We start from the raw sequence: 22487 nt of genomic DNA, 5'->3' as shown, positions 1-22487 counted from the left end.
CGCAGGCCACCGCGCCGCGCCGGGCAATCTGAAGGATTGAGACGATGGGTTTTCTCGACATCGACAATACGACAAAGGCCTATGGCAGTGTCGAAGTGCTGCACAACGTCGACATTTCCGTGCAGGAGGGCGAGTTTCTGGTGCTTGTCGGCCCTTCGGGCTGCGGCAAGTCCACGCTGCTGAACATGATCGCGGGGCTGGAGGAGATCACCAGCGGCGAAATCCGCATCAAGGATACGGTGATGAACGGGGTGCATCCGTCCAAGCGTAATATCGCGATGGTGTTCCAGAGCTATGCGCTCTACCCCAACATGACCGTGGGCCAGAACATCACCTTCGGGCTGGAGATGCATGGCACGCCCAAACAGGAACGCGAAAAGGCGATGCATGAGGTCGCCAAGCTGCTGCAGATCGAACAGTTGCTGGACCGCAAACCCGGGCAATTGTCGGGCGGCCAGCGTCAGCGCGTTGCCATGGGGCGGGCGCTGGTGCGCAACCCGGACGTGTTCCTGTTCGACGAGCCTCTGTCAAACCTCGATGCCAAGCTGCGTGTTGATATGCGCACCGAGATCAAGAAGCTGCACCAGAATCTGGGCACCACGATTGTCTATGTGACGCATGATCAGATCGAGGCGATGACGCTATCGACACGCATCGCGGTGATGAACGGCGGCTATGTGCAACAGCTGGGCACACCGCAGGAGATCTACGACAGCCCGGCGAATATTTTTGTGGCCACCTTCATGGGCTCACCGGCAATGAATGTCCTCCCGGCGACGGTGCGCATGCAAAACGGCGTGCCGCAGGCAGAGATTTCCCTGCACGATGGCAGCAAGGCGCTCCTGCCCTTCAGCCAGGCCAATCTCGCCGCATGGGAGGGTAAGGACATCCTGTTGGGCATTCGTCCGGAAACCATCACGGACATTGATGGGGCGGACCGAAAATCATCCAATATTGCCCAGATGACCAATCGCATCGTGGTCACGGAACCTGCCGGGTCCGATACGTTTGTTTCAATGCAATTGGGCGGCAAGGACGTGATCGCGCGGATGCGGTCCGATGCCGAAGTGCACGCGGGGCAGGATTTTGAATTTGCGGTGAACATGGAAAAGGCTGTGGCCTTTGACCCACAGTCCGAAGACCGCATCGCGCCCTGATGCAGCCGGATGTCATCATAATCGGATCGGGCATGGGCGGTGCCACACTGGCCGCTGCACTGGCCCCGAGCGGTCGCCGCATTCTGATCCTGGAGCGTGGCGAAACCCTGCAACCGTCGCCTGCGGATCGGGATGCGCGTGCCATCTTCGAGGCAGGTGTCTTTCGACCGGACGAGCAATGGTTGGATGGGTCAGATCAACCTTTCAGCCCGGGAAATTACTATTGTGTCGGCGGCAATTCTAAATTCTACGGCGCGGTGTTGATCCGGTATCGGGAAGCGGATTTCGCAAGTATTCAGCATCGCGGGGGCAGCACCCCGGGTTGGCCGATTTCGTATCACGATCTGGAACCCGACTATCTGGCGGCAGAGCATCTCTATGAAGTGCGGGGCACCACTGGCGAAGACCCAACGGAGCCACCGCGATCGGGAAGGTATCTCCACGGGCCAGTCGCCGATGAACCAGATATTTCGGACCTGCGGCAACGGTTGAAAATCGCGGGTCTTACCCCCGCGTCCTTGCCGCTGGGCGTCGATATCGACCGCTGGCTGGCGGCGGGGCAAGATCCCTGGGATGCCCATCCCGACACCTGCGGTGGCAAGATGGACGCGGAGACCATCGCCATCAAGCAAGCGTTGGAACACGCGAATGTGGAGTTGCGAACGGGCTGTCTGGTCTCGGGATTGTCCGTCGGTGATGATGGGCGCATCTCGGGTGTGACTTGCGTGATGCGGGGGAAAGTACAGACCGTCACGGCGCCCACCGTCGTTGTTTCGGCCGGGGCGGTGCAGACAGCGGCTCTGCTGCTGGCCTCGGCGAATGACAATCACCCAAACGGTCTGGCCAACAGGTCCGGTCAAGTGGGCCGCAATTTCATGAACCACAATTGCTCGGCGTTGATGGCCCTGCACCCGCTGCAAAAGAACCGGGCGATCTATCAGAAAACGCTGATGATCAACGACTTTTACCTCTCGGATGGACAAGGCGGCATGCCCATGGGGAATGTGCAATTGCTGGGCAAGATTTCCGCCCCGATCCTGACCGCGGCCTCCCCCTTGCCAAAATGGCTTGCCCATCTGATCGCCGCGCGCTCCTTCGACTTCTATGCCATGTCCGAGGACCTGCCCCATCCAGACAGCCGCGTGATGCTCAAAGACGGGCAAATCAAGCTCAACTGGCAGCGATCCAATTGGGCAACGCATGAAGCCCTGGTTGCCACGCTGAAGACATATCTGCGCAAGGCCGGATTTCCGATTGTCCTGTCGCGCGCTTTTGATCGGCGCACGCCCTCGCATCAATGCGGCACCGCGCGCATGGGGCATGACCCGGACACCAGCGTGGTCGACACCTTCTGCCGCAGCCACGATCACCCCAATCTTTTCATCGTTGACGCCTCGGTGCTGCCGACATCCGCTGCGGTGAACCCGGCGCTGACGATTGCGGCACTGGCGCTGCGCAGCGCCCGCCACATCACCGAAACGGAGTTCGCAGCATGAGTAAGATTGCGCTGGTCACCGGCGGGCAACAGGGCATTGGGCTTGGCATTGTCGAACAACTTATCGCGGCCAACTACCGGGTTGCCATCGCATCGCGGTCTCCGGGCGATACGCCGATTGTGCAATCCGCCTTGGCCAAATTTGGCAGCGCCGCGCGTTATTTTCAGCATGATGTCGCAGAGATCGGGCACGTCCCCGCGTTGCTCAATCGGGTGGAGGAGGCGTTTGGCCCTGTGACCACGCTGGTCAGCAATGCGGGCGTCGGCGCCCCGGTGCGCGGTGATATGCTGGATCTCGCGCCGGAAAACTGGGATTTTGTTCTCAACGTCAACCTGCGCGGGGCGTTCTTTTTGGCGCAGGCCGTGGCCAAGCGCATGTTGGGCACACCTTCGGAAAGCTACCGTTCCATCAGCTTCATCACATCGGTCAGCGCCGCCATGGTATCGACGGAGCGCGCGGAATACTGCGTGTCCAAAGCCGGTGCCGCGATGATGTCGGAGCTTTTCGCGGTGCGTCTGGCCCCGCATGGCATCGGTGTGTTTGAACTGCGCCCCGGCATTATCGAGACGGAAATGACCGCCGGTGCGCGTGACAAATACACGGCACGCATTGAGGACGGTCTGGTGCCTGCCCGGCGTTGGGGGCTGCCGCAGGATATCGGGGAAATCGTTCTGGCAGTGGCTGAGGGGCAGATGCGGTTTGCCAATGGTGCCTGCATTCCGGTGGATGGTGGTCTGTCCATCGCGCGCCTGTAGAGAAATGCGATGACCGAAGGATATGATTTCATCATCATCGGCGGCGGATCTGCAGGATCCGTGATTGCGGCCCGCCTGAGTGAAGACGCGCATGTGCGTGTGCTGCTGCTGGAGGCGGGAGGGCGGGATCGGCATCCGTTTTACCACCTGCCTGCCGGGTTCGCCAAGATGACCAAGGGCATCGGCAGCTGGGGGTGGACCACAACGCCCCAGCGCCACATGCGAGGCAAGGTGTTCACCTACACGCAGGCAAAGGTCATCGGCGGTGGGTCGGCGATCAATGCCCAGATCTACACCCGCGGTGCTGCGCAGGATTACGATGAATGGCGTCAACTGGGGTGCGAGGGCTGGAGCTTCGCCGATGTGCTGCCCTATTTTAAAAAGTCCGAAGACAATGATGCCTTTGACAATGAATTCCACGGTCAGGGCGGTCCCCTTGGTGTGAGCAGGCCAGCAGCCCCTTTGCCGATTTGCGATGCCTATATCGCGGCGGCGGGCCAGTTGGGCATTCCGGAAACCAAGGATGTAAACGGCGCGCGTCAGGATGGCGCCGGGTACTATCAATTGACGCAACGCCATGCGCGCCGGTCCTCTGCGGCAATGGCTTTTCTGGCGCCAAACAGGGATCGCGCGAACCTGACCGTGCGCACGGGGGCTCAGGTGCGCCGCATCCTGTTCCAAGCTGGGCGCGCGACCGGTGTTGAGATGGATGACGGCAGCCGGGTTATGGCGGATCGAGAGGTGATCCTTTCCTCGGGTGCTATTGGCTCGCCAAGGCTTTTGCAGCTGTCCGGCGTCGGACCTGCGGATGAGCTGCGCGCGCTTGGCATCGAGGTTGTCCTTGATCAGCCCAATGTGGGGGCGAACCTGCAGGATCACCTCGATCTCTACGCGATTTGTGAGGTGACCGGCCCGCATACCTATGACCGCTTTGCCAAACCGCATCTCTCCGCGCTGGCCGGGCTGCAATATCTTTTCACCCGCAAGGGACCGGTGGCGTCCAGCCTCTTTGAAACAGGGGGTTTCTGGTATGCGGACCCCGACGCCCGCTCCCCCGATATTCAGATGCATCTTGGTCTTGGCACCGGGATCGAAGCGGGCGTGGCGGCGATGCCCAACGGTGGCGTGACGCTGAATGCGTGTTTTCTGCGCCCACGCTCACGCGGTACCGTACGCCTGCGAACGGGTAACCCGGCGGATATGCCGTTGATCGATCCCAATTATCTGGCGGATTCCTATGATCGGGAGATGTCGATCCGCGGGCTGAAGCTGGTGCAATCGATCCTGGCACAGAACGCGCTGAAATCCTTCATTCTGGCGGAACGCCTGCCGGGACCGGACGTGCAGACAGATGAAGAGTACTTCAATTTTATCTGCACGCATTCCAAGACTTCGCACCACTGTGCCGGTACCTGCCGCATGGGCGTTGACGACGGCGCGGTGCTCGACCCGCGCCTGCGCTTCAATGGCATCGACGGTCTGCGCGTTGCGGATGCCTCGATCATGCCGCACGTCAATTCGTCCAACACCAACGCCCCGTCCATCATGATCGGCGAAAAAGCGGCCGATATGATCAAATCAGACCAAGGAATTTGCCAATGATCCGCCATATCGTCTTGACCCGATTTGCACCTGAAACTGCCGAAGGCACGATTGCCGAGATTTACGCCGGTCTGTCTGGTTTGAGCAAAACCCTTACAGGGGCGCATAATTTCGGCGGGGGGCGCTCACAAAGTCCCGAACAGATCGAGCGTGGCTACATGCATGGCTTCACCATTGATTTCGACACTTGGGACGATCTGCAGGCCTATGCCGACAACGACGCGCATCAAGCGCTGGGGACCCAGATCGTTGCCAATGCGGTGGGCGGTCTCGATGGCGTGCTTGTCCTCGACATCGAAGTGTGAGGCCTGCGCATGCTGAACCTGCCCACCGAAGACGGTCGTCTAGAACCCTATACGCTTTCCGGAAACCCGCTGATACCGCGTGCTCCCGATGTCCCCTTGACGCGAACAGCTTTTGCGGCGGCGCATGTTGTTTCCGACCCGCTGCGGGAAAGAAACCCATGGGACACCCGACCGGCAGTCGACTGGGATGCGACGCTCGCGTTTCGGCAGGGTCTTTGGGATCAGGGGCTCGGATTGGCTGAGGCCATGGATACCGCGCAGCGGGGCATGGGGGTGGACTGGCAAACTGCGCGGGAGCTGATCGAGCGCACGTTGGTGGCGGCCAAAACACACCCGCTGAAACCACGTGTTGCCTGCGGGGCGGGCACCGATCACCGGCCTCTTGAAACTCTCACGACGGCGGCGCAAATTCTGGCAGCCTACAGCGAACAGGCGGAGGCCATCGAGGCCGCTGGCGGCCAATTGATCCTGATGGCATCGCGCGCATTTCCCGCCATGACTGCTACGCCTGATGTCTATCACAGGGTCTATCGGTCCTTGATCGATGGCGCGGCGGAGCCGATCATTCTGCACTGGCTGGGGGATATGTTCGACCCTGCGCTGACGGGGTATTGGGGCCATGCGGATGTGGCAAAAGCCAGCGATTTTGTCCTCGACCTGATCGCGGAAAACCCGAAACAGGTGGACGGCATCAAGATCTCCTTGCTCGATCAGGCGCATGAAGAGGCGTTCCGCACCCGCCTGCCTGATGGCGTGCGTCTCTATACCGGTGACGATTTCAACTATGCGGATCTGATCGCCGGGGACGGTAAGTGTTTTTCCCATGCGCTGCTTGGCATCTTCGCGGCGATTGCGCCTGCCGCTTCTCAGGCGCTGGAGGCATTAGCACAGGAGGACGTCGCGAAATTCCACAGCCTGCTTGAGCCGACCGTGCCCCTGAGCCGTGAGATTTTCAAAGAACCCACGCGGTTTTACAAAGCGGGCATCGCGTTTCTCTCCTGGCTGAATGGCTATCAGAGCCATTTCATCATGCCCGCGGGGTTCCAATCCAGCCGAGACATCACTCATTACGCGCATGTTTTCCGCCTTGCCGATCAGTCCCGGGTGCTGATCCGCCCCGATCTGGCAGAGGCACGCATGAAAACGCTGCTATCTCTGCACGGCATCTGATACGGACACCGCCATGGAGCGAAGACCAACAATCAAGGACGTGGCAAGAGAAGCGGGCGTTTCGAAATCAACCGTCAGCCTGGTCTTGCAACGCAGCCCGTTGGTCAAAGAGCGTACGCGCCTGCAGGTTCGTGAGGCGATGGCGCAGATTGGCTATGTTTACAATCGGTCCGCAGCTAACCTGCGTTCTTCCTCCACCGGCTTGATCGGGCTGATCATCAACGATCTGCGCAACCCGTTTTTCACAGAATTCGCGGCGTCCTTGCAAATGGCGCTGTCGGATCAGGGCTACGCGGTTGTGCTTGCCAATATCAACGAAGATGCAGAGATGCAGGCAAAGATGATCGGCACCCTGATCGAACATGGGGTGTCGGGTTTTGTTGTTTCGCCCGCCTATGGCCCGCAGGAAAGCCCGTTCGACGCAATTGCGCGCGCGGGATTGCCGGCGATCCAGGTGTTTCGGAAAGTCGATGATCGCGAGGATCAGTTCCCGTTTCTCGCCCCGGATTATCAATCCGGCAGCCGTCTGGCCACGCAACACTTGTTGGATCGAGGGTGCCGCCGCATTGCCTTTGTCGGCGGCTTGGCCGGTCGTGCCGTGACGCAGGAAAGAATGTCTGGCTATCTTGAGTTCATGAGCGCGAACGGGGTCGAACCGGTGATTTTGACCGGCGCGGCAAGCCATGAGTTTGGCGTCCAGGGCGCTCATGAACTGCTGGCGCACCACCCTGATGTCGACGGCGTTTTATGTTTCAACGATCTTGTCGCGCTCGGCCTGCTTACGGCAAGCAACGCACTTGGCCGCACCGTCGGAACGGATTTGCGGGTCGTTGGGTTCGACAACATCGAGGGGTGCGAGCAAAGCGTCCCGCAACTCTCTTCCGTCAGCTGTGGCATCCCGGATTTCGCAGAAGCGATTTCGCGGCGCATGCTGACCTGGTTGATCGACGGCGTGTCGCCTGAAACGGGGATCCGGACGCAGGTTGAGCTGGTGGTCAGAGCGTCCAGTTGACGGCGTGATATAGGTAAAAATCTCGATCGCGACGGCGATTGTGGCTAAATGCCTCTCCGTCCATCGGGCAATCTGATTCGCACCGAATGTGCACAATACACGCCTAAGTATGCCCTTTGCTGAAGTTTTCAGATCAGAAAACAACCCCGGCGTGCGCGATCAGATCAGGGACGGCCAGAATTTCTCGGCAAACTGGTAAATCCAGAATCTAATGCTGCAAATCGCGGGTTTGTGTATGATCAGTTAGTGGCGTTTTCGCGTCTTCGGGCAGTATAGTCCGCTGATAGGCAAGAATTTTTTATGACCAACAACATTCTACGGTACTGGCAATCCATCAAGTCCGACGATCCCATGCAGGGGCTTTTTTCGGCCGCTCCCATCCTGATGCATTCGATTGATGAAAGAGGGATCCTGCTGAAAGTCAGTCAGTTCTGGGCGGATAAGCTTGGCTATTCTGTGGATGATATGGTTGGGCGGGCATCCACTGATTTTCTCAGCCCGGCCTCGAAGGAATATGCCGAAAAGGTCGTGTTGCCAGAGTTCTTTCGGACCGGGAAGATTTACAACGTCGAATACGATTTCGTTCGCAAAGATGGTCAGACGCTACCGGTTCTGATGTCTGCGATGGCGGAGTATAATGATGGCGGGGCCTATGTGCGTTCGCTGGCGGTGATGTTCGACAATACTGAGGCGAAGCACGCCGCCGCTGAATTGAGCCAAAAACAACGGATGGAGGCGATCGGGTCCCTCGTCGGTGGCGTGGCGCATGATTTCAACAATCTGCTGGCCATTGTGCAGGGCAATCTTGAATTTCTGAAACGCGATCCCGACGATAAGGACCGTGGGGAGTTTATCGACACCGCTCTGAGCGCGGTGCGGCGCGGGGCAGGGCTCACCCAGCAGCTTCTGAGCTATGGACGCAAAGCACATCTGACGCCCACACGGATAAACCTCAATGAGATCGTCAAAGGTGCCGACCGCATGGTGAAGCGGCTGATGCCCGCCAATGTCCTGATCGAAACCGTAACGGATGCAGGGCTCTGGGAAACCGAAGCGGACCCGGCGCTGCTCGAAACGGCGATTTTGAATATCTTGAATAACGCACGCGATGCCATGCCCGATGGCGGGCGGATCACGATGGAGACCTGCAACGTGCGGATTTCCGGGGATTACATTCTGTCGCGCCAGGAGGAGCTTGAACCGGGTCGGTATGTCATGCTTGCCATTTCGGATACCGGTGCGGGCATTGATGCTGCCACGCTGGCACAGGTGTTCGAGCCATTCTTTACCACTAAAACCGTGGGGCAGGGATCGGGTCTGGGCCTCTCTATGGTTTTTGGGTTTATGCGGCAGTCAAAGGGAACCATTCGCGCCTATAGCGAAGTGGGTGTTGGAACGACGTTCAAACTCTATTTCCCGGCGGCGAATGCGGCCAATGTGCCAGTTTATGCGCCGCGAATGGAACGCCAGGCGGTGCCCGCTGGCGAGACCATTTTGGTTGCGGAAGACGACCTCGAGGTCCGCCGTGTTCTGGTGCGCCAGCTAAGTGACGAAAACCTGACCGTTGTCGAATGTGCGAGCGGGGACGAAGCGCTCCGCCAGATCGAAGGGGGGGTGCGGCCAACCATATTGCTGACGGATATTGTCATGCCAGGGTCGGTGCAGGGCCCTGAACTTGCGGCCCGCGTGCGTGATATCCTTCCGGACATTCACGTGCTCTTTATCTCCGGCTATCCGACCGAAGCCGCCATTCATGGCAACGGCGTCAAGCCAGAGGACAAATATCTGGTGAAACCGGTGAATAAGTCGGAACTGATCAGCGCGGTGCACGACTTGCTGCGCAAGGATGATTAGGGGGTGGCCTGCTCCGACGGATGCAAATTCTGTTTACCCTTCCAGGATCCTTTGCAAAAGCGGGCTGTTTGCAAGAGCGCTTCCGATACGCGAGCTTGAGTCAACGTATCAGCGATAAGGCGTTTCGCGCATTGTTTGCGCTATGAAGTGCAGGCTGCAACCGGCCCACTTCTGCACGGATTGCATCAGCGGAGAGGATAAATGCCTCTCTGGTCCGGCGGTTATCCTCGCGGCCCTCCCTGAGGGCGGCGACCATGCCGACGAGCTGCCCGTTTCTGTCGAACACGGGTCCCCCGGAAAACCCTCTTTTGACCCGGGGCATGCTTGCAATCACCCCACGGCCGAATGGTGCGAGCGTACGTCGCTCCGAGGCCACGGTGCCGCTGATCACGAGACGGCGTCGCGGGTTGCCATCAGCGACAATGCCGACGGCATAAATTGGGTCGCCACGGGCGTCCCGGGCCCGGCCTGCGGGCGCAACGGGCAAAAGGTCTGGGTCTATGGAGAGGATTGCAAGGTCCATACGAGGGCTTATGGCGAGAATACGTGCCGTGCCGCGCGGTTTCCCCGGTGCCAAGAGGGTGACGACCTCACCAATACCGCGCCGCCCTAAAACATGCGCGTTTGTAACGGCGACCCCATCTGCTATCATGAAGGCGGAACCGGTGATGGCGCCGTTGAGAAGGGTCGCGTGATAAGACAGAGACCGGGGAGGTTCCGCCGCCTCCGCGCCGCGCCCCAAGGCGAAGAGTAACAATGCAACAAGCATGACCTGTCGCGCAAAAGCCAATACCCGTGCGGCAACACAGGAATAATCCCCGAAAAACATAACGCGCTCCGACCCATACTGCCCGTCACGAGCAGTCCCGGTCGCAATGCTGCGCCCGGCGGGTTAAAGCGTGGCTAACGCCGTGTCACGACTTTCAGAGAGTTTTAGTCGACCTGTCGAGGATCGCAGGGGCCAGAGGCGTGAGAGGTATCCGATATCAGAAGCGCGCGACCGCGCCGATGAAAAACCGTGTTTCCTGTGAGGGATCAACGGTATCGCGTGGCGTTCCGCTGATTTGCCGCACGATCTGAGGCGTAACCGACAGCCATGGATTCAATGAAATCTGCGCGCCGATCCCAATGGATCCGAGGTTTTCCCATTGCTGTCCGTCGCGCGCGATTGATCGGTCGTAGGCACGTCCGTAGTCAATGAATGCGTATAGGCTGGCAGCGTCCGCAACGGTGCCCAGGCTGTCCGGACTGATCGCCCGGCGCAATTCCGCGCGGCCTGCATAGCCGGTGTCGCCCGAGGTGTTTCCGGGTGCAAAACCACGGCCAATCGATGAGCCGCCCAGATAAAACCGTTCTGAATTTGGCTGGAGGCCGCGCGACATTTGACCTGTTATCTCGCCAAAGACCGACCAGGGGCCGCTGCCCAGTGCCTGCAGCCGCGATAGGGTCACCTGAGCGGAGGTGAAGTTCAGATCACCCGCTGCCGGGCCTGTCGCCGAAACCCGCGCGCCTGCGACGTCAAGGCCCTGGCGGATGGAGACATCGACAAGGCTGATGCCTCCCAGCCTGTCCGCGAAATCCCAGGCGAGGCCTGCTTCCAAAACGGCGAGCCGGTCTTCTTCAACGGTTGTGAGCCCGACCAACCCGGTTTCCGTTTCGCTATCGCGAAAGGTCAGACCGAACCGCCCGAAAATGTTTTCCGACCGGGCACGGACAAAGGGTACCACAAGCTGAGCGTTCAGTTCCGTCTGATCGGATACGGTTGTCAGACCAGCGGTAGCGCCAGCCTCTTCAAGGTCAGGGTCGCCGCGGAAGATGTTACCACCGAACCTGAGCCGTGCACCATCCAGCCAGGTGCCCGTCAGACCGCGCAACGGCACGTCGGCGGTGATCGACCCAAACGCCAGTGAGGTTCCCTGCGGTGCCAGCGCAAAGTTACCATCCAGCGTTTCATTGAGCCCCAGCAGATTGAACGCCCGCGCGCCCGTGCCAAGCGTCCAGTCGCCATAAAGGCGCGAGCCGCGATTATCGATGGACACATATCCGGAAACGGGCTGTTGTGCGATCTGCACGTCCAGATCGGCGGCCCCGAAGGTGTCGGGCGACGGCCCGAGAACCGTCTCAACCGATCCCGTGTTCACACTACCCACCGCGTCGCGCGACAGCAGTACGCTGCGTTCCAACGTGGTCAGACGCAGCGGTTGGTCATCGGCAACCGGGCCAAAATACTCGGCAACCAGATCCTGCTGATTGGCCGCGCCGCCGCTATAGGTGATCTTATCGACAAACCCTTCGACCACCACAATCCGGACAATGCCGCCATCAACGGTTTGAGCGGGCAGAATGGCCTGCGACAAGACATAGCCGCGCTCGCGGTAGGCGGCACTGATCTGCCGGGTCACCTCATCCAGCGTCTGCACGGTCACGCGCTGGCCAATCAATTCCTGCCAGATCGGGCTGATGGTTTTTTGGTCCAGCGCTGTGACACCTTGCAAAACGATGCCGTTCAGCATGAAAGAGGGGCCGCTGCCCCTTGCTGTGACGGCACCTGTCTCTGTTCGAGGGCGAGGCGCTTCCACCTGACGCGAGGTATCGGGTGCGGTTTCAGGTAGGGGTGGTACCTGCGGAGCCTGCGCGCCAGCAGTCAAGGGGGCCGCAGCCATCGCAGCGGCGACGCTCAGATGTCGGATGAATTGCATTATTGCTTGTCCCAATAGGATTCGGTGATCACCACGCTTGCGCAGCCATCGCGGCCCGCGCCGCCGAGATTGACAGCAACGCCGCAATCGCCGGATGCTGTTGCGTCCAATCCGCCTGCGGCGGGTACAAACCCTTCTGCTGCGGCATCGGAGATGGGCTGGAACGCAATGACCTCACCCAGAGAGTAGTTCAGCGCAAAGGGATCCGCGCCGGCAAGCCCGATGTCCCGCTCGCTTGTGCGGAAGGCCGCATCGCCCGGTGTGACCGGTGCCGCCCGCGGGCCGCTGCGGCGCTGTGCAATTGCGCCACCATCATTGACGTCGTTCACTGTGCCGCCTGTCGAGGCACCAGTGCCCGCCGCCGCGTTCACGGTCAGAATACCGTCGACAAATGTGATTGCGTAGTTTGAGCTGGTCACGCCAGCGGGCGTGATCGCGAAGCTCCCCGCCGGGCTTGCTGCGGTTGCCGGGGTGGTCAGGGCCAAAACCCCGGAAAGGTCGGAAACGGTTTCGCCCAGAACAAACCCGGAGAATTGCGCGGTGAAGGCCGGATTGGACGCGCCCACAGCACGGCTTGCATTGTCTGCCGTGATTGTCAGAGCCGCAGGATTAACGGTCAGCGTGCCGTCGACCACGGTCACATTGTAGCCCTGCGTCGATGCTGCGGCCGTGGCGGAGACTGTATAGGGGCTGCCCACAACCGGGGCATTGGCGCCCGCGCCCACGCTGGCGAGTGTCACAGGCGCGGTCAGAGCGGTTGCCTCGCTGTCGCCTGTGCGCAAGCCGGTCAGCGTGAAGGTCAAGGCGCCCGTCAGATCATCCCCGTAGGTTTTGGTTTGAGCATCCGCGGTCACTGTCAGGTCTGGCTGTTCGCCATAGACGATGCGGTTGCCGGTAAAGCCGCCCAGAGAGGCCGGAGTGGTTGCCGCAAACGACCGATTGTAGAGATCGAAGGCGCCCGAGGCGGGGGCTGTCCCGACGAGGCTGGCGAATTGATCCATATAGAGCAGCCAGCGCGCGGAAGGGTCAGTGACCTGAAGGGCACCTGCGCCCGCGTTATTCTCAAACCGGTTGCCCGCTGCAACGATGACGGCATTGCCCGCGCCTGTCCCGGTGATCTGTGCACCGCCGTCGAGCGTGACGCCGGTATGGGATTCCAGCGTGACCTGAGGCGCATTGACGGTACCGCCGACGCCAATCGTGCCACCGGTCGTTGTGACCTGCAGCGGCACACCGGTCGCGGTGAAGCTGCCGGTTGGATTTCCGACGTTCAGATTGAAATCGGCACCGTCGATCAAGTCGAATGTCGGTCGCGCACTGGCAGTGATGTCCCCGATGAGGGTCACATCGCCCCCGGTCGCACCGGTGCCACTGCTGCGCACCAGACCGTCCCAGGTCTGTGTGGCGGCATCCAGTGTGAGGGTCGCGCCATTACGCGCCTGAATGCTGGCCAGCGCATTCGCGTCACCGCTCTCAATATCAATCTCGTCGGCATCGATGCTGATCGACCCGCCAGAGCCGACAATGATCTGCGCAGCGCCCTGCGGGACACTGTCGCCCGCGATGACGGACACTTTGGGCGCCGTCAGCGAGATGTCAGACGCGTCGCCCGCGCGGCCGATCCGAACAACCTGTCGGTTGGCTTCGCCGCCCTTCAGTTTGATTTCAGTACCCGCCGTGATGTCGATCTCGCCGGAGTTCGAGTAAATCTGTGTGTTGCGCAAGCGGGTGTTCGTCCGCTCCAGAATGACACTCCCAGCCGTGGCCTCGACCGTCAGATCGCCGCTGTTTGTGCTGATGCGTTGATTGCCGTTGGCGCCGCCCATGGCGACATCGCCTGTGTTCGATCGAATGTCTATGTCGCCGTCGCGGCTGGCGATGACATTGTTGTTGAGCGTGATCGCATTTTCAGCGCGCAGGGTCAGGTCACCCGCGCGCGTGGTGCGCAGACGTTGATTGACCGTGATAGCGTCGCCTGCGTCGAGGGTCAGATCGCCCGCACCGCTGATTTGTGTCGCCCGGTTGACCAGGATCGAACCATCGGCTGTGGCCGTGATGTTACCTGCCCCTGTCGAAGATACCGCGCCGTCAAATCTGATGTCCGCACCCGCCTCGATCCCGATGTTGCCGGTGCTTGTGGTCTGCACGGTCCGATTGATGTCCACGGTCTCAACAGCGCTTAGCGTCAGGTTGCCTGCGCCGCGCGTCTGAACCGTCTGATCGACAAAGATGGACCCATCCGCGTCGAGGGTGAGATTGCCGTTTCCTGTCCAGCTCAGGCTCGCCGCGACGGTGATGTTTCCGGCATCAGACGATGCGGGCTGCTCGGTGGTGATTGTGACGTCTGAATTGCCGTTCAACGCCGCAACGATGGAATCGCGCCTGATCTGGTAGTCTCCTGCACCCACGGGCGGATTGTTCACGCCTGCGGAGGCGTTCGCGCCGCTGGTCGCGATCCTCACGTTGCGGGGGTCCAGCAGCCATGTTCCGCCATCGCCAGCCGTTACGGAGGCATTGTCGCCGGTGCCCAGGTTGATTTTGCCGGAGGTCTCGACCAGACCGCCTTTGGTGGCTCCGGTGGTGCTGATGCTGCCATCGAACCAGGTGGAATCGTCCGACCAGACAACGACCGTGCCCCCTTCGCCGGATGTGCCGTCGGCCTTGACCACGGAACCCATGTTCAGCACTGTTTTTGTCGCGCGGCGCAAATCGCCACCACCCTGAAAACCGCCACCGATCAGGATTTCACCGCCAGAGATGTCCCCACTCGCGTCGACGCTGGCCATCCGCGCAAGATCAACGGATGCACCGGTGATGTGTACGGTGCCGCCCGACGTCTGCCCGGTCGCATCTATTGTGCCCGCCACCTGCACTTTGCCGCCGCCGCGCCCAATCAGCTCGACCCGTCCACCTGACCCGGTTCCGGAGGTGGCGCGAATGATGCCGGATGTATTGATCACGGAATCGAGCACACCCGCAGCGCCGCCAGCTGACAGCAGAACGCGACCACCTGCAACATTGATGCGCCCTGAATTGGCGGCGCGGCCCTTGTCGGGATTGCCCGATACGGCGATCTGGAAAACACCGTCACCGGCCAGATCAATCGTGGTCTGCTCGCCAGAGGCCAAAACTACGGTGCCCAAATGGGCGATGATCGTGCCCGCGTTTTCGACGTTGCTGCCGACCAGCGCTGCGAGCCCGGCGTCGCCAATGGAAAATGTCCCTTCGTTCAGGACGCGCGCGCCGGGGCGTTCGCCGCCGCCAATTCGGAAGTTGCCGCTGTCCATGAAATGTCCGGGATCGACCAGTTGGCTGGAAGCGATCAACCCACCGGTGTCAATTTGCGCGTCGCCGGTGAAGAGCACCCCTGCGGTATTTTGGATAACAACAGTACCCGGGGCGTTCACGGCGCCCTGGATGACGCTGGCGCTGGCTGAATTCACGCGGTTCAGCGTCGCGGATGTGCGACCCGGTTGATTAAACGTAACCGTATGGTCGCGCCCGACGTCGAAGCTTTGCCAATCGATGACTGCGCGTTCGGTTGTCTGGTTGATGACAGATTGCTGCGCCGATTGTGAGATATTGGCGGTGCCGCTTGCCACCACCCCGCCCTGTGGCGATTGCGCGTATGCCGCGGGCGCGGTCAACAAGACACCTGACGCCAGGGTGGTCACCAGCAAATCTCGCGATCCGAACGATGTCTGGCGTTCGTCCTTTGGAACAATAAATCTCATAACAACAAACTCCAGATAACCGAAACGTAGCAGAAGTTGTTTAGAGACTATAAAATTTTACTCAATATTGATTTTCATTATTGGTGAACGCCGTGTTCCAAATACCATACGCCCCTGTCTGCTCTGGCGGTGTGATTACAGCGGTTTTCAGGGGGTGACCGTCTGGCGAAAATCTGCGCTGAGGCATCTTCCGTTGGGAAACTATGTTGACTTGCCAATACAATCACGAGCAATTTGTGAGTGCATGCTCATTTAAAATCTGAATAGTCTGCATCGAACTCGGTTTTGGCGAAAGCCCACTGCTTCAGGCGCTGAGGCCAGACAGTTTCTTTGCGCGCATGATTTCAGACCCCAACCCACGGAACAGGAACACATAGATGTCCAAAGTTGTAATCGTCACTGGCACGTCCACAGGGCTGGGGATCAGTATCTCGGTAAAGGCAGCTCAGGCTGGCCACAAAGTCTATGCCACAATGCGGAACTTGAAAAAGCGCGATGCGCTGGACGCCGCGGCCACCGCCGCAGGCGTTGCTCTCGACGTATTGCCTTTGGATGTTCAGGACACGGCGTCGATCAACACTGCGGTCGATGCGGTCATACAAAAAGAAGGGTGTATCGACCTCTTGATCAACAATGCGGGCGCCGGGTACGTGCGCACAACTGAACAGGCCAGTGAGGAAGATATTGACTGGGTCATGGATGTAAACTTCAGGGGCGTCGTTCGGTGCACGAAGGCCGTTTTGCCGCACATGCGCCAGCAGCGTAGCGGGCATATCCTTACGGTTTCTTCGGTGGGCGGATTGGTTGGGCAGCCGTTCAATGAAATCTATTGCGCGGCGAAATTTGCGGTCGAAGGCTACATGGAGGCCCTGGCGACCTATGTCACCGCGCCTTTTGGCATCCATTTTTCCGTGGTTGAGCCAGGGGGCATCAGCACAGAATTCGCGGCGAATGTTCTGGAACATGTCCAGCAAACCGGGGGGATGCTGGAGGATGAATACCTGCCGATTTTGCAAAAATACATCGGCGGTGCGCAAAACCGTCAGGCCGGGTCAGACATTTATCAGACGCCGGACGAGGTCGCGGATGTCATGATGACATGCATCAACGCGGATGAACCGCCCATTCGCATGCGTACGTCGAAATGGGCGGAAGACTTTGCGTCGCTGAAAACCGGGCTAGATCCGGATGGGCAGCAACAGCGGGCGCGTGTGATTCAGGAGTTCCTGAGCTAGCGGGTCGAGCAACAGCCTGCATCAATCGGATGCAACGGACCCTGTTGTGCTGCGTACGACCAGTTCTGCCGAGATTTCAGAGGTGGTCACCGGCGCGTTTGGTTCGCGGATACGTTCCAACAGGACACGGGCCAATCTGCGCCCGAGCTCGTAAGGGGAAACGGCCATCGTTGTCAGGGGCGGGGTCGCGACCGCGGCATCCTGAATATCATCGAAACCGACGATAGACAGCGCCTCGCCCGGCACCAGACCGTCGCGCTGCAAGGCCAGACAAGCGCCAAGGGCCACCGTGTCGCCGTTGCACACCACCCCCGTCACGTTGGGGTGGGCCAGACGGAGCGCCTGCATCGCCATCAGACCAGCCAGTTTGTTGTCCTGACAATCCCAGATGATCGGCGGACCGAGGTTGGCCGCTGCAAGCGCCGTGGTGTACCCGTCGATACGCTCCCGGCGAACACTCGTCATGATATCGCCGCCAAGATAGGCAATGTGGCGATGTCCCCGTTCGACAAGGTGCCGTGTTGCACAAACCGTCGCTTCGGCATTTCGAATGCCGACGTGATCGAACCCGCCCATTTCGGTACGGCGCAGGAAGGTCACGACCGGGATACTATGTGCCCTGAGCAGTGAGAAGGTTTCCGCGGGTGTATCCAGCGCCGGCAGCCAAAGCAGCCCGCCACGGCCGTTGCGGATGAAGGCTTCGAGGTGCCGTCCCTGGCGCTCGGTATCGTCGCGCGCGTCCAGAACGGAGACGAGGTATCCGTCTGCTTCGAGCAAATCACTGACGCCAAAGATAACTTCGGCATTAAACGGGTTGGAAATCTGATTGATGACAAAGCCAATCTCGCGATTTTCACCGGATCGCATGGCGGCGGCACGCGAGTCCGGCACATAATGCAGTTTCTTGGCCGCCTGAAGCACCTTTCTGCGGGTCTGTTCGGAAATTCGGCCAGTCCCACGCATCACCTGACTCACGGTGGGAATCGAAACGCCCGCCTCCTTTGCGACGCTCCCAAGGGTCGGCTTGCCTGCCATCGAAACTCCGTTTTGGTGATGTAACGTTATGCCTGATTTTGTCGGTGTAGGCCAAAGGAATCAAGGCAAATCTCCCAAAACCGCAAAGATGAGCCCAATAGGAACGAAAAAATCATTTGACTAAAGATATATCGTTATATCATGATGGCGACCATCGGTTGAGTCGTTCTCGTAATACGTGAGGATGGCTGACCCGGTGACGGACGTGGCCTGAGCCCCGACCCCGAGGCAAAGCTACGGCCGTGGATATGATGGGCGCCGACAACGCATTCGGCTCCAAAATCAGCTACGGGAGGAAACCAATGACCCTACATACGAAAATCGCCGGTGCAGCCACCGGCATCGCGCTCGCCCTGTCGGCCAGCGTGTCGCAAGCCGATGTGCTCTTTTGGTCGACACAGGCCAAACCGGTGGAAGAGGCGCAGGCCATGCGCGAACAGGTGCTGGGCGCGGCAGATCAAAACGTTGACTACCAGCCCAATGATGGCGGACCTTGGCTGACACGGCTTCAGGCGGAGCTTCAGGCCGGGTCGGGCACCATTGGCCTGCTGGGCGCGCTGCATGGTGATTTCTCGGCCATGAACCCCGATGATCTTGTAGATCTCGATGAATTGGGCCTTGCGTCGGCCAGCGGCACCTTCAACAGCCTCGCCAAACTGGGCACCGATGGGATGCAGTATATCCCGTGGATGCAGGCCAGCTATATCATGGCGGCGAACAAGGAGGCTTTGCAATATCTGCCTGACGGTGCCGATATCGACGCGCTGTCCTATGACGAGTTGATTGCCTGGGCCGCCAATGTACACGAAGCGACGGGCGAGCCCAAATTCGGCTTTCCTGCCGGACCCAAGGGTCTGAAGCATCGGTTTTTCCAGGGCTATCTCTATCCCTCTTACACCAACGGCGTCGTGCGGACTTTTGCATCTGATGAAGCCGTCGTGGCTTGGGAGAAATTCCGCGAGCTTTGGGAGCATACCAACCCGGCCTCGACCAACTTCTCGTTCCTGCAGGAACAGCTCCTGTCGGGCGACGCGTGGATCGTGTTTGACCACACATCGCGCCTGGCGCAGGCCTTCAACGAGCGCCCGGATGATTTCGTGGCCTTCCCGGCTCCAGCCGGTCCTGCGGGCCGTGGCTTTATGCCGGTGCTGGCCGGTGTGGCGATCCCGCGTACCGCGCCGGATATGGATGCCGCCAAATCGCTGGTTGCGCACATGTTGAAACCGGAAACACAGATCGCGACATTGCGGGCGACCAACTTCTTCCCGGTCATCGATGTGGAGCTTCCGGCGGATCTGCCGACCTCTGTTCAGGCGGCTGGTGCGGCTGTCGCCAAGATGAGCGGTTCCCCGGATGCCAACCCGGGTCTGCTGCCCGCCGGTCTCGGCGATAAGGGTGGTGATTTCAACCGGGTCTTCGTGGACTCGTTTGAGCGCATCATTCTGGCGCGCCAGGACATCCGCGCCGTGCTCGATGATCAGAAGGGCAAGCTTGCCGCGATCATGAACGAGACCGGCGCACCCTGCTGGGCGCCCGACGCCCCATCCGAAGGTGCCTGCCCGGTCGAATAAGGCCGCAATTGCACCCCTCCCGGTATCCGGGCTCGCATGCGGCCCGGATACACCTCCTCCCCTGATTTCACATGCGCGCGCTGCGCTATGAAAGGAGCGATCCGATGAACGCTCGGCTTTTGCCTTACGTCCTGATTGCACCGGTCACGTTGTTTCTTTGCCTGTTTTTCCTTTATCCGTTTGTTTTGGTGGCAAAACAGGCCTTCAGCACCGGCGCTGGTTTTTCGATGGATAACTTCCGCGATGTTGTGACCTACTGGAAATTTCCGATCTCGCTGAAGAATACGATGCTGCTGGCGGTTGCCGTGGTGCCGGTGCAGGTGGCGCTGGCGCTCTTGATGGCCACGATGGTCACCCGCATGCAGAAAGGGCGCGATCTTGTGCTCTATGTCTGGACCATTCCGCTGGGCATTTCGGATCTTGCTGCCGGGATCATCTGGCTGGCGATCTTCGAGCAATCCGGCTTTCTCAACACAATGATGAATGGTCTTGGCGTGGTGGACAAGCCGGTGAACCTGCTGAGCTACCAGAACCCGGGCATCGTCTTTTTGGCCATCGCCCTGGCGGAGATCTGGCGGGCAACGGCGATCATGCTGGTGATCCTCGTGGCGGGCATCGGTCTGATCCCCAAGGAATATTACGAGGCCGCCGAAGTCTTTGGAGCCTCTCCCTGGAAACGCTTCATCCGCATCACATTGCCGATGCTGCGACCCTCGCTGCAAACCGCGCTGGTGCTGCGGGTCATTCTGGCCTTTGAGATCTTCGCTGTGGTGGCAGCCCTGGGCGGCACGCTCTTCCCGGTTTTGATGGGCGAGACCTATGCCTATCAGTTCGACCTTCTCAACAGCGGTGCGGCTGCGGCGATGGCGCTGATCATCCTCGCGATCTCCATCGGCTTCACCCTGATCATCCTGCGCATCCTGCGCGTTCCGAAAGGAGCTTCGATATGACCGATGCTGCGATTGTCGACACCTCTGGCGATACCCGCAAGACAGGCCGTTACGTCTATGTCTCTGCCGTCGTCCTGCTCTGCGCTTGGGTGCTGGTCCCGATCTACTTTCTGCTGATCAACACCCTGTCGTCGCCGGATACCGTGAACAGTTTTCCCAAACCGTTCTTTCCGGAGTTTGACCTGGGCTCGCTCACCTTCTTCGCCAATTTCGCGGGCATGCTCACGGCGCTCAAGAACTCGGTGCTGGTGGCGGGCATCACCATGGTGCTGTCGATCCTGATCGGCGCGCCCGCGGGCTACGCGCTGTCGCGGTTCGAGTTCCGCGGCAAGGAGCTTTTCCGGCTGCTGATCCTGCTGACCCGCGCCTTTCCCCTGCCGCTGCTGGCGCTGCCCTTGGCGGTGATGTTCATCCGCACCGGGCTCGATGATACGGTGTTTGGTCTGGCGCTGGTGCACACGACACTGGCGATCCCCTTCGCGGTGCTGATCACCTTTTCGCTCTTCTCCGGCATTCCGCTGGAACTTGAGGAGGCCGCCTGGACCCTGGGTTGCACGCGGATCACGGCCTTTACCAAGGTGGTGCTGCCGCTGATCCTGCCGGGGATCACCGCTTCGGCGATCTTTGCCTTCGTGATCTCCTGGAACGAGGTTTTTGCGGCGGCGGTGCTGACCATCGAGAACCGCACGCTCACCGCCTTCCTGCTGCAGAACCTCGACACCTCACCGCTGCACCTGAAGTTTGCAGGCGGCTTCATCCTCGTTGTGCCCGCGCTGATCTTCATCTTCGCCGTGCGTAAATACCTCTTTGCCATGTGGGGCATCGCCAACCGCTGAGCGGTATGCGACAGATATAAAGGAACACAGATATGGCTGAAATTCAGATCAAAAACGTCGCCAAACGCTTCGGAGATTACCAGGCGTTGCACGACATCAACCTGACCATCGCAGATCAGGAGTTCATGGTTTTGCTGGGCGCATCCGGTTGTGGTAAATCCACGCTGTTGCGCATCATCGCGGGGCTTGAGACGGCATCGACCGGTGAAGTCTGGATCGGCGGGCGCCGGGTGGATCACCTCTCGCCCAAGGATCGGGGCATTTCCATGGTCTTCCAGAACTACGCGGTTTTCCCGCATATGACCGTATTCGAAAACATCGGTTTCGGCCTGCGGATGCAGAAACTGCCGGATGAGGAGGTGACACGCCGGGTTGAGCGCACGGCGACCTTGATGCACATCGAACAGCTGCTCAAACGTTATTCGGGCGAGTTGTCAGGTGGTCAGCGGCAACGTGTGGCCGTCGCCCGCGCGCTGGCGATGGAGCCGGATGTGATCCTGATGGACGAACCGCTCTCTAACCTCGATGCGCTGTTGCGGATGGAAATGCGCGCCGAACTCAAGGGCGTTCTGGCCGAAAGCAAGACCACCGCGATCTATGTGACCCACGATCAGGTCGAAGCCATGAGTATGGCCGACCGGATCAGCGTCATGCATGAAGGCAAGATCGTACAGGCGGCCTCGCCCATCGAGGTTTACCGCAACCCGGCCGCGGAATTTGTTGCCGGTTTCATCGGCAACCCGCCAATGAATTTCCTCAAGGCAACTCCTGTGGGCGCAGGAAAATGGTCCGTGGCGGGACAGGTCGTCGAGGGTCCGAACACCGGCCCAGGGCCGCTGCAATTCGCCATTCGGCCCGAAGACATGCAGCTTGCGGAAAGCGGGCTGGCCGCAACCGCCAAGGTCGTGGAGCCGTTGGGGGCGCATCTTCTGGTGACTTGCGAGGTGGAGGGTCACATGTTCCGCGCCGTGCTCGACAGCGATATGACCGTGCGCACCGGGGAGACGTTGACGCTGGCGCCGCTGCCTGATCGGGTGCGGTGGTTTGATCCCGAAACCACGCTCGCGGTGGCTTGA

At 60.0% G+C, this 22487-nt stretch carries 17 protein-coding genes; 13 read left to right on the top strand and 4 right to left on the bottom strand.

The features are described 5' to 3' along the window. Positions 1-44: 44 nt before the first annotated feature. The 8 genes from Q1A20_RS04140 to Q1A20_RS04105 all read left to right on the top strand — a co-directional run bounded on the left by Q1A20_RS04140 (position 45) and on the right by Q1A20_RS04105 (position 9351). A complete protein-coding gene (locus Q1A20_RS04140; RefSeq protein WP_299401759.1) occupies positions 45-1157 on the top strand; it encodes an ABC transporter ATP-binding protein in 1113 nt (370 codons plus the stop codon). After that, the gene (locus Q1A20_RS04135; RefSeq protein ID WP_299401761.1) at positions 1157-2653 is read left to right on the top strand and encodes a GMC family oxidoreductase; all 1497 of its coding nucleotides are present in this window, start codon (positions 1157-1159) and stop codon (positions 2651-2653) included. Before Q1A20_RS04140 ends, Q1A20_RS04135 begins: the two co-directional genes overlap by 1 nt. Next, entirely contained in the window at positions 2650-3408 is a 759-nt protein-coding gene (locus Q1A20_RS04130) for a 3-ketoacyl-ACP reductase (RefSeq protein ID WP_299401764.1), read from the top strand. The genes Q1A20_RS04135 and Q1A20_RS04130 overlap by 4 nt, the downstream gene beginning before the upstream one ends. A 9-nt stretch (positions 3409-3417) precedes the next feature. Then, positions 3418-5010 (top strand): GMC family oxidoreductase, encoded by a 1593-nt coding sequence (locus tag Q1A20_RS04125; RefSeq protein WP_299916077.1) that lies wholly within the window; start codon positions 3418-3420, stop codon positions 5008-5010. After that, complete coding sequence (locus Q1A20_RS04120; RefSeq protein ID WP_299401772.1) at positions 5007-5315, top strand: Dabb family protein; 309 nt, start codon at positions 5007-5009, stop codon at positions 5313-5315. The genes Q1A20_RS04125 and Q1A20_RS04120 overlap by 4 nt, the downstream gene beginning before the upstream one ends. A gap of 9 nt (positions 5316-5324) precedes the next feature. Beyond that, positions 5325-6485, top strand: a complete 1161-nt coding sequence (locus Q1A20_RS04115; RefSeq protein WP_299916075.1) for a dihydrodipicolinate synthase family protein — start codon at positions 5325-5327, stop codon at positions 6483-6485. Positions 6486-6498: 13 nt separating this feature from the next. Continuing rightward, a complete protein-coding gene (locus tag Q1A20_RS04110) occupies positions 6499-7497 on the top strand; it encodes a LacI family DNA-binding transcriptional regulator (RefSeq protein ID WP_299401777.1) in 999 nt (332 codons plus the stop codon). 300 nt (positions 7498-7797) lie between these two features. Continuing rightward, on the top strand, positions 7798-9351 hold the full coding sequence (locus Q1A20_RS04105) for a PAS domain-containing hybrid sensor histidine kinase/response regulator (protein WP_299401779.1): 1554 nt from the start codon (positions 7798-7800) through the stop codon (positions 9349-9351). 100 nt (positions 9352-9451) lie between these two features. Here Q1A20_RS04105 and Q1A20_RS04100 read toward each other — a convergent pair whose 3' ends face one another. The 3 genes from Q1A20_RS04100 to Q1A20_RS04090 all read right to left on the bottom strand — a co-directional run bounded on the left by Q1A20_RS04100 (position 9452) and on the right by Q1A20_RS04090 (position 15784). Then, positions 9452-10180, bottom strand: a complete 729-nt coding sequence (locus Q1A20_RS04100) for a serine protease (protein WP_299916072.1) — start codon at positions 10178-10180, stop codon at positions 9452-9454. Between the two features lie 157 nt (positions 10181-10337). After that, positions 10338-12050: a POTRA domain-containing protein gene (locus Q1A20_RS04095; protein WP_299916070.1), complete on the bottom strand. Its 1713-nt coding sequence runs from the start codon at positions 12048-12050 to the stop codon at positions 10338-10340. Next, positions 12050-15784 carry an S-layer family protein gene (locus tag Q1A20_RS04090; protein ID WP_299916069.1) on the bottom strand — a complete coding sequence of 1245 codons (3735 nt, stop codon included), beginning with the start codon at positions 15782-15784 and terminating at the stop codon, positions 12050-12052. Before Q1A20_RS04090 ends, Q1A20_RS04095 begins: the two co-directional genes overlap by 1 nt. Before the next feature lie 377 nt (positions 15785-16161). On the opposite strand from Q1A20_RS04090, the gene Q1A20_RS04085 reads away from it, so the two are divergent. Then, positions 16162-17019 (top strand): SDR family oxidoreductase, encoded by an 858-nt coding sequence (locus Q1A20_RS04085; protein WP_299916067.1) that lies wholly within the window; start codon positions 16162-16164, stop codon positions 17017-17019. 21 nt (positions 17020-17040) lie between these two features. Here the strand turns inward: Q1A20_RS04085 and Q1A20_RS04080 are convergent, their stop codons facing one another. Beyond that, a complete protein-coding gene (locus Q1A20_RS04080; RefSeq protein WP_299916065.1) occupies positions 17041-18054 on the bottom strand; it encodes a LacI family DNA-binding transcriptional regulator in 1014 nt (337 codons plus the stop codon). A gap of 302 nt (positions 18055-18356) precedes the next feature. On the opposite strand from Q1A20_RS04080, the gene Q1A20_RS04075 reads away from it, so the two are divergent. The 4 genes from Q1A20_RS04075 (at position 18357) to Q1A20_RS04060 (ending at position 22487) form a co-directional block, all read left to right on the top strand. Then, entirely contained in the window at positions 18357-19625 is a 1269-nt protein-coding gene (locus tag Q1A20_RS04075; protein WP_299916063.1) for an ABC transporter substrate-binding protein, read from the top strand. Between the two features lie 104 nt (positions 19626-19729). Continuing rightward, the gene (locus Q1A20_RS04070) at positions 19730-20575 is read left to right on the top strand and encodes a carbohydrate ABC transporter permease (protein WP_299401794.1); all 846 of its coding nucleotides are present in this window, start codon (positions 19730-19732) and stop codon (positions 20573-20575) included. Beyond that, entirely contained in the window at positions 20572-21411 is an 840-nt protein-coding gene (locus Q1A20_RS04065) for a carbohydrate ABC transporter permease (RefSeq protein ID WP_298969101.1), read from the top strand. The genes Q1A20_RS04070 and Q1A20_RS04065 overlap by 4 nt, the downstream gene beginning before the upstream one ends. A gap of 32 nt (positions 21412-21443) precedes the next feature. After that, complete coding sequence (locus Q1A20_RS04060) at positions 21444-22487, top strand: ABC transporter ATP-binding protein (RefSeq protein WP_298969103.1); 1044 nt, start codon at positions 21444-21446, stop codon at positions 22485-22487.

This window comes from uncultured Roseobacter sp. (genome assembly GCF_947501835.1).
Taxonomy (GTDB): domain Bacteria; phylum Pseudomonadota; class Alphaproteobacteria; order Rhodobacterales; family Rhodobacteraceae; genus Roseobacter.
This window is presented reverse-complemented; position numbering and strand designations above follow the sequence as displayed.

What these genes read in the sequence shown, in the direction of transcription:
- Q1A20_RS04140 (WP_299401759.1), top strand. Translation starts at nt 45, where the DNA reads ATGGGTTTTCTCGACATCGACAATACGACAAAGGCCTATGGCAGTGTC.
- Q1A20_RS04135 (WP_299401761.1), top strand. Translation starts at nt 1,157, where the DNA reads ATGCAGCCGGATGTCATCATAATCGGATCGGGCATGGGCGGTGCCACA.
- Q1A20_RS04130 (WP_299401764.1), top strand. Translation starts at nt 2,650, where the DNA reads ATGAGTAAGATTGCGCTGGTCACCGGCGGGCAACAGGGCATTGGGCTT.
- Q1A20_RS04125 (WP_299916077.1), top strand. Translation starts at nt 3,418, where the DNA reads ATGACCGAAGGATATGATTTCATCATCATCGGCGGCGGATCTGCAGGA.
- Q1A20_RS04120 (WP_299401772.1), top strand. Translation starts at nt 5,007, where the DNA reads ATGATCCGCCATATCGTCTTGACCCGATTTGCACCTGAAACTGCCGAA.
- Q1A20_RS04115 (WP_299916075.1), top strand. Translation starts at nt 5,325, where the DNA reads ATGCTGAACCTGCCCACCGAAGACGGTCGTCTAGAACCCTATACGCTT.
- Q1A20_RS04110 (WP_299401777.1), top strand. Translation starts at nt 6,499, where the DNA reads ATGGAGCGAAGACCAACAATCAAGGACGTGGCAAGAGAAGCGGGCGTT.
- Q1A20_RS04105 (WP_299401779.1), top strand. Translation starts at nt 7,798, where the DNA reads ATGACCAACAACATTCTACGGTACTGGCAATCCATCAAGTCCGACGAT.
- Q1A20_RS04100 (WP_299916072.1), bottom strand. Translation starts at nt 10,180, where the DNA reads ATGTTTTTCGGGGATTATTCCTGTGTTGCCGCACGGGTATTGGCTTTT.
- Q1A20_RS04095 (WP_299916070.1), bottom strand. Translation starts at nt 12,050, where the DNA reads ATGCAATTCATCCGACATCTGAGCGTCGCCGCTGCGATGGCTGCGGCC.
- Q1A20_RS04090 (WP_299916069.1), bottom strand. Translation starts at nt 15,784, where the DNA reads ATGAGATTTATTGTTCCAAAGGACGAACGCCAGACATCGTTCGGATCG.
- Q1A20_RS04085 (WP_299916067.1), top strand. Translation starts at nt 16,162, where the DNA reads ATGTCCAAAGTTGTAATCGTCACTGGCACGTCCACAGGGCTGGGGATC.
- Q1A20_RS04080 (WP_299916065.1), bottom strand. Translation starts at nt 18,054, where the DNA reads ATGGCAGGCAAGCCGACCCTTGGGAGCGTCGCAAAGGAGGCGGGCGTT.
- Q1A20_RS04075 (WP_299916063.1), top strand. Translation starts at nt 18,357, where the DNA reads ATGACCCTACATACGAAAATCGCCGGTGCAGCCACCGGCATCGCGCTC.
- Q1A20_RS04070 (WP_299401794.1), top strand. Translation starts at nt 19,730, where the DNA reads ATGAACGCTCGGCTTTTGCCTTACGTCCTGATTGCACCGGTCACGTTG.
- Q1A20_RS04065 (WP_298969101.1), top strand. Translation starts at nt 20,572, where the DNA reads ATGACCGATGCTGCGATTGTCGACACCTCTGGCGATACCCGCAAGACA.
- Q1A20_RS04060 (WP_298969103.1), top strand. Translation starts at nt 21,444, where the DNA reads ATGGCTGAAATTCAGATCAAAAACGTCGCCAAACGCTTCGGAGATTAC.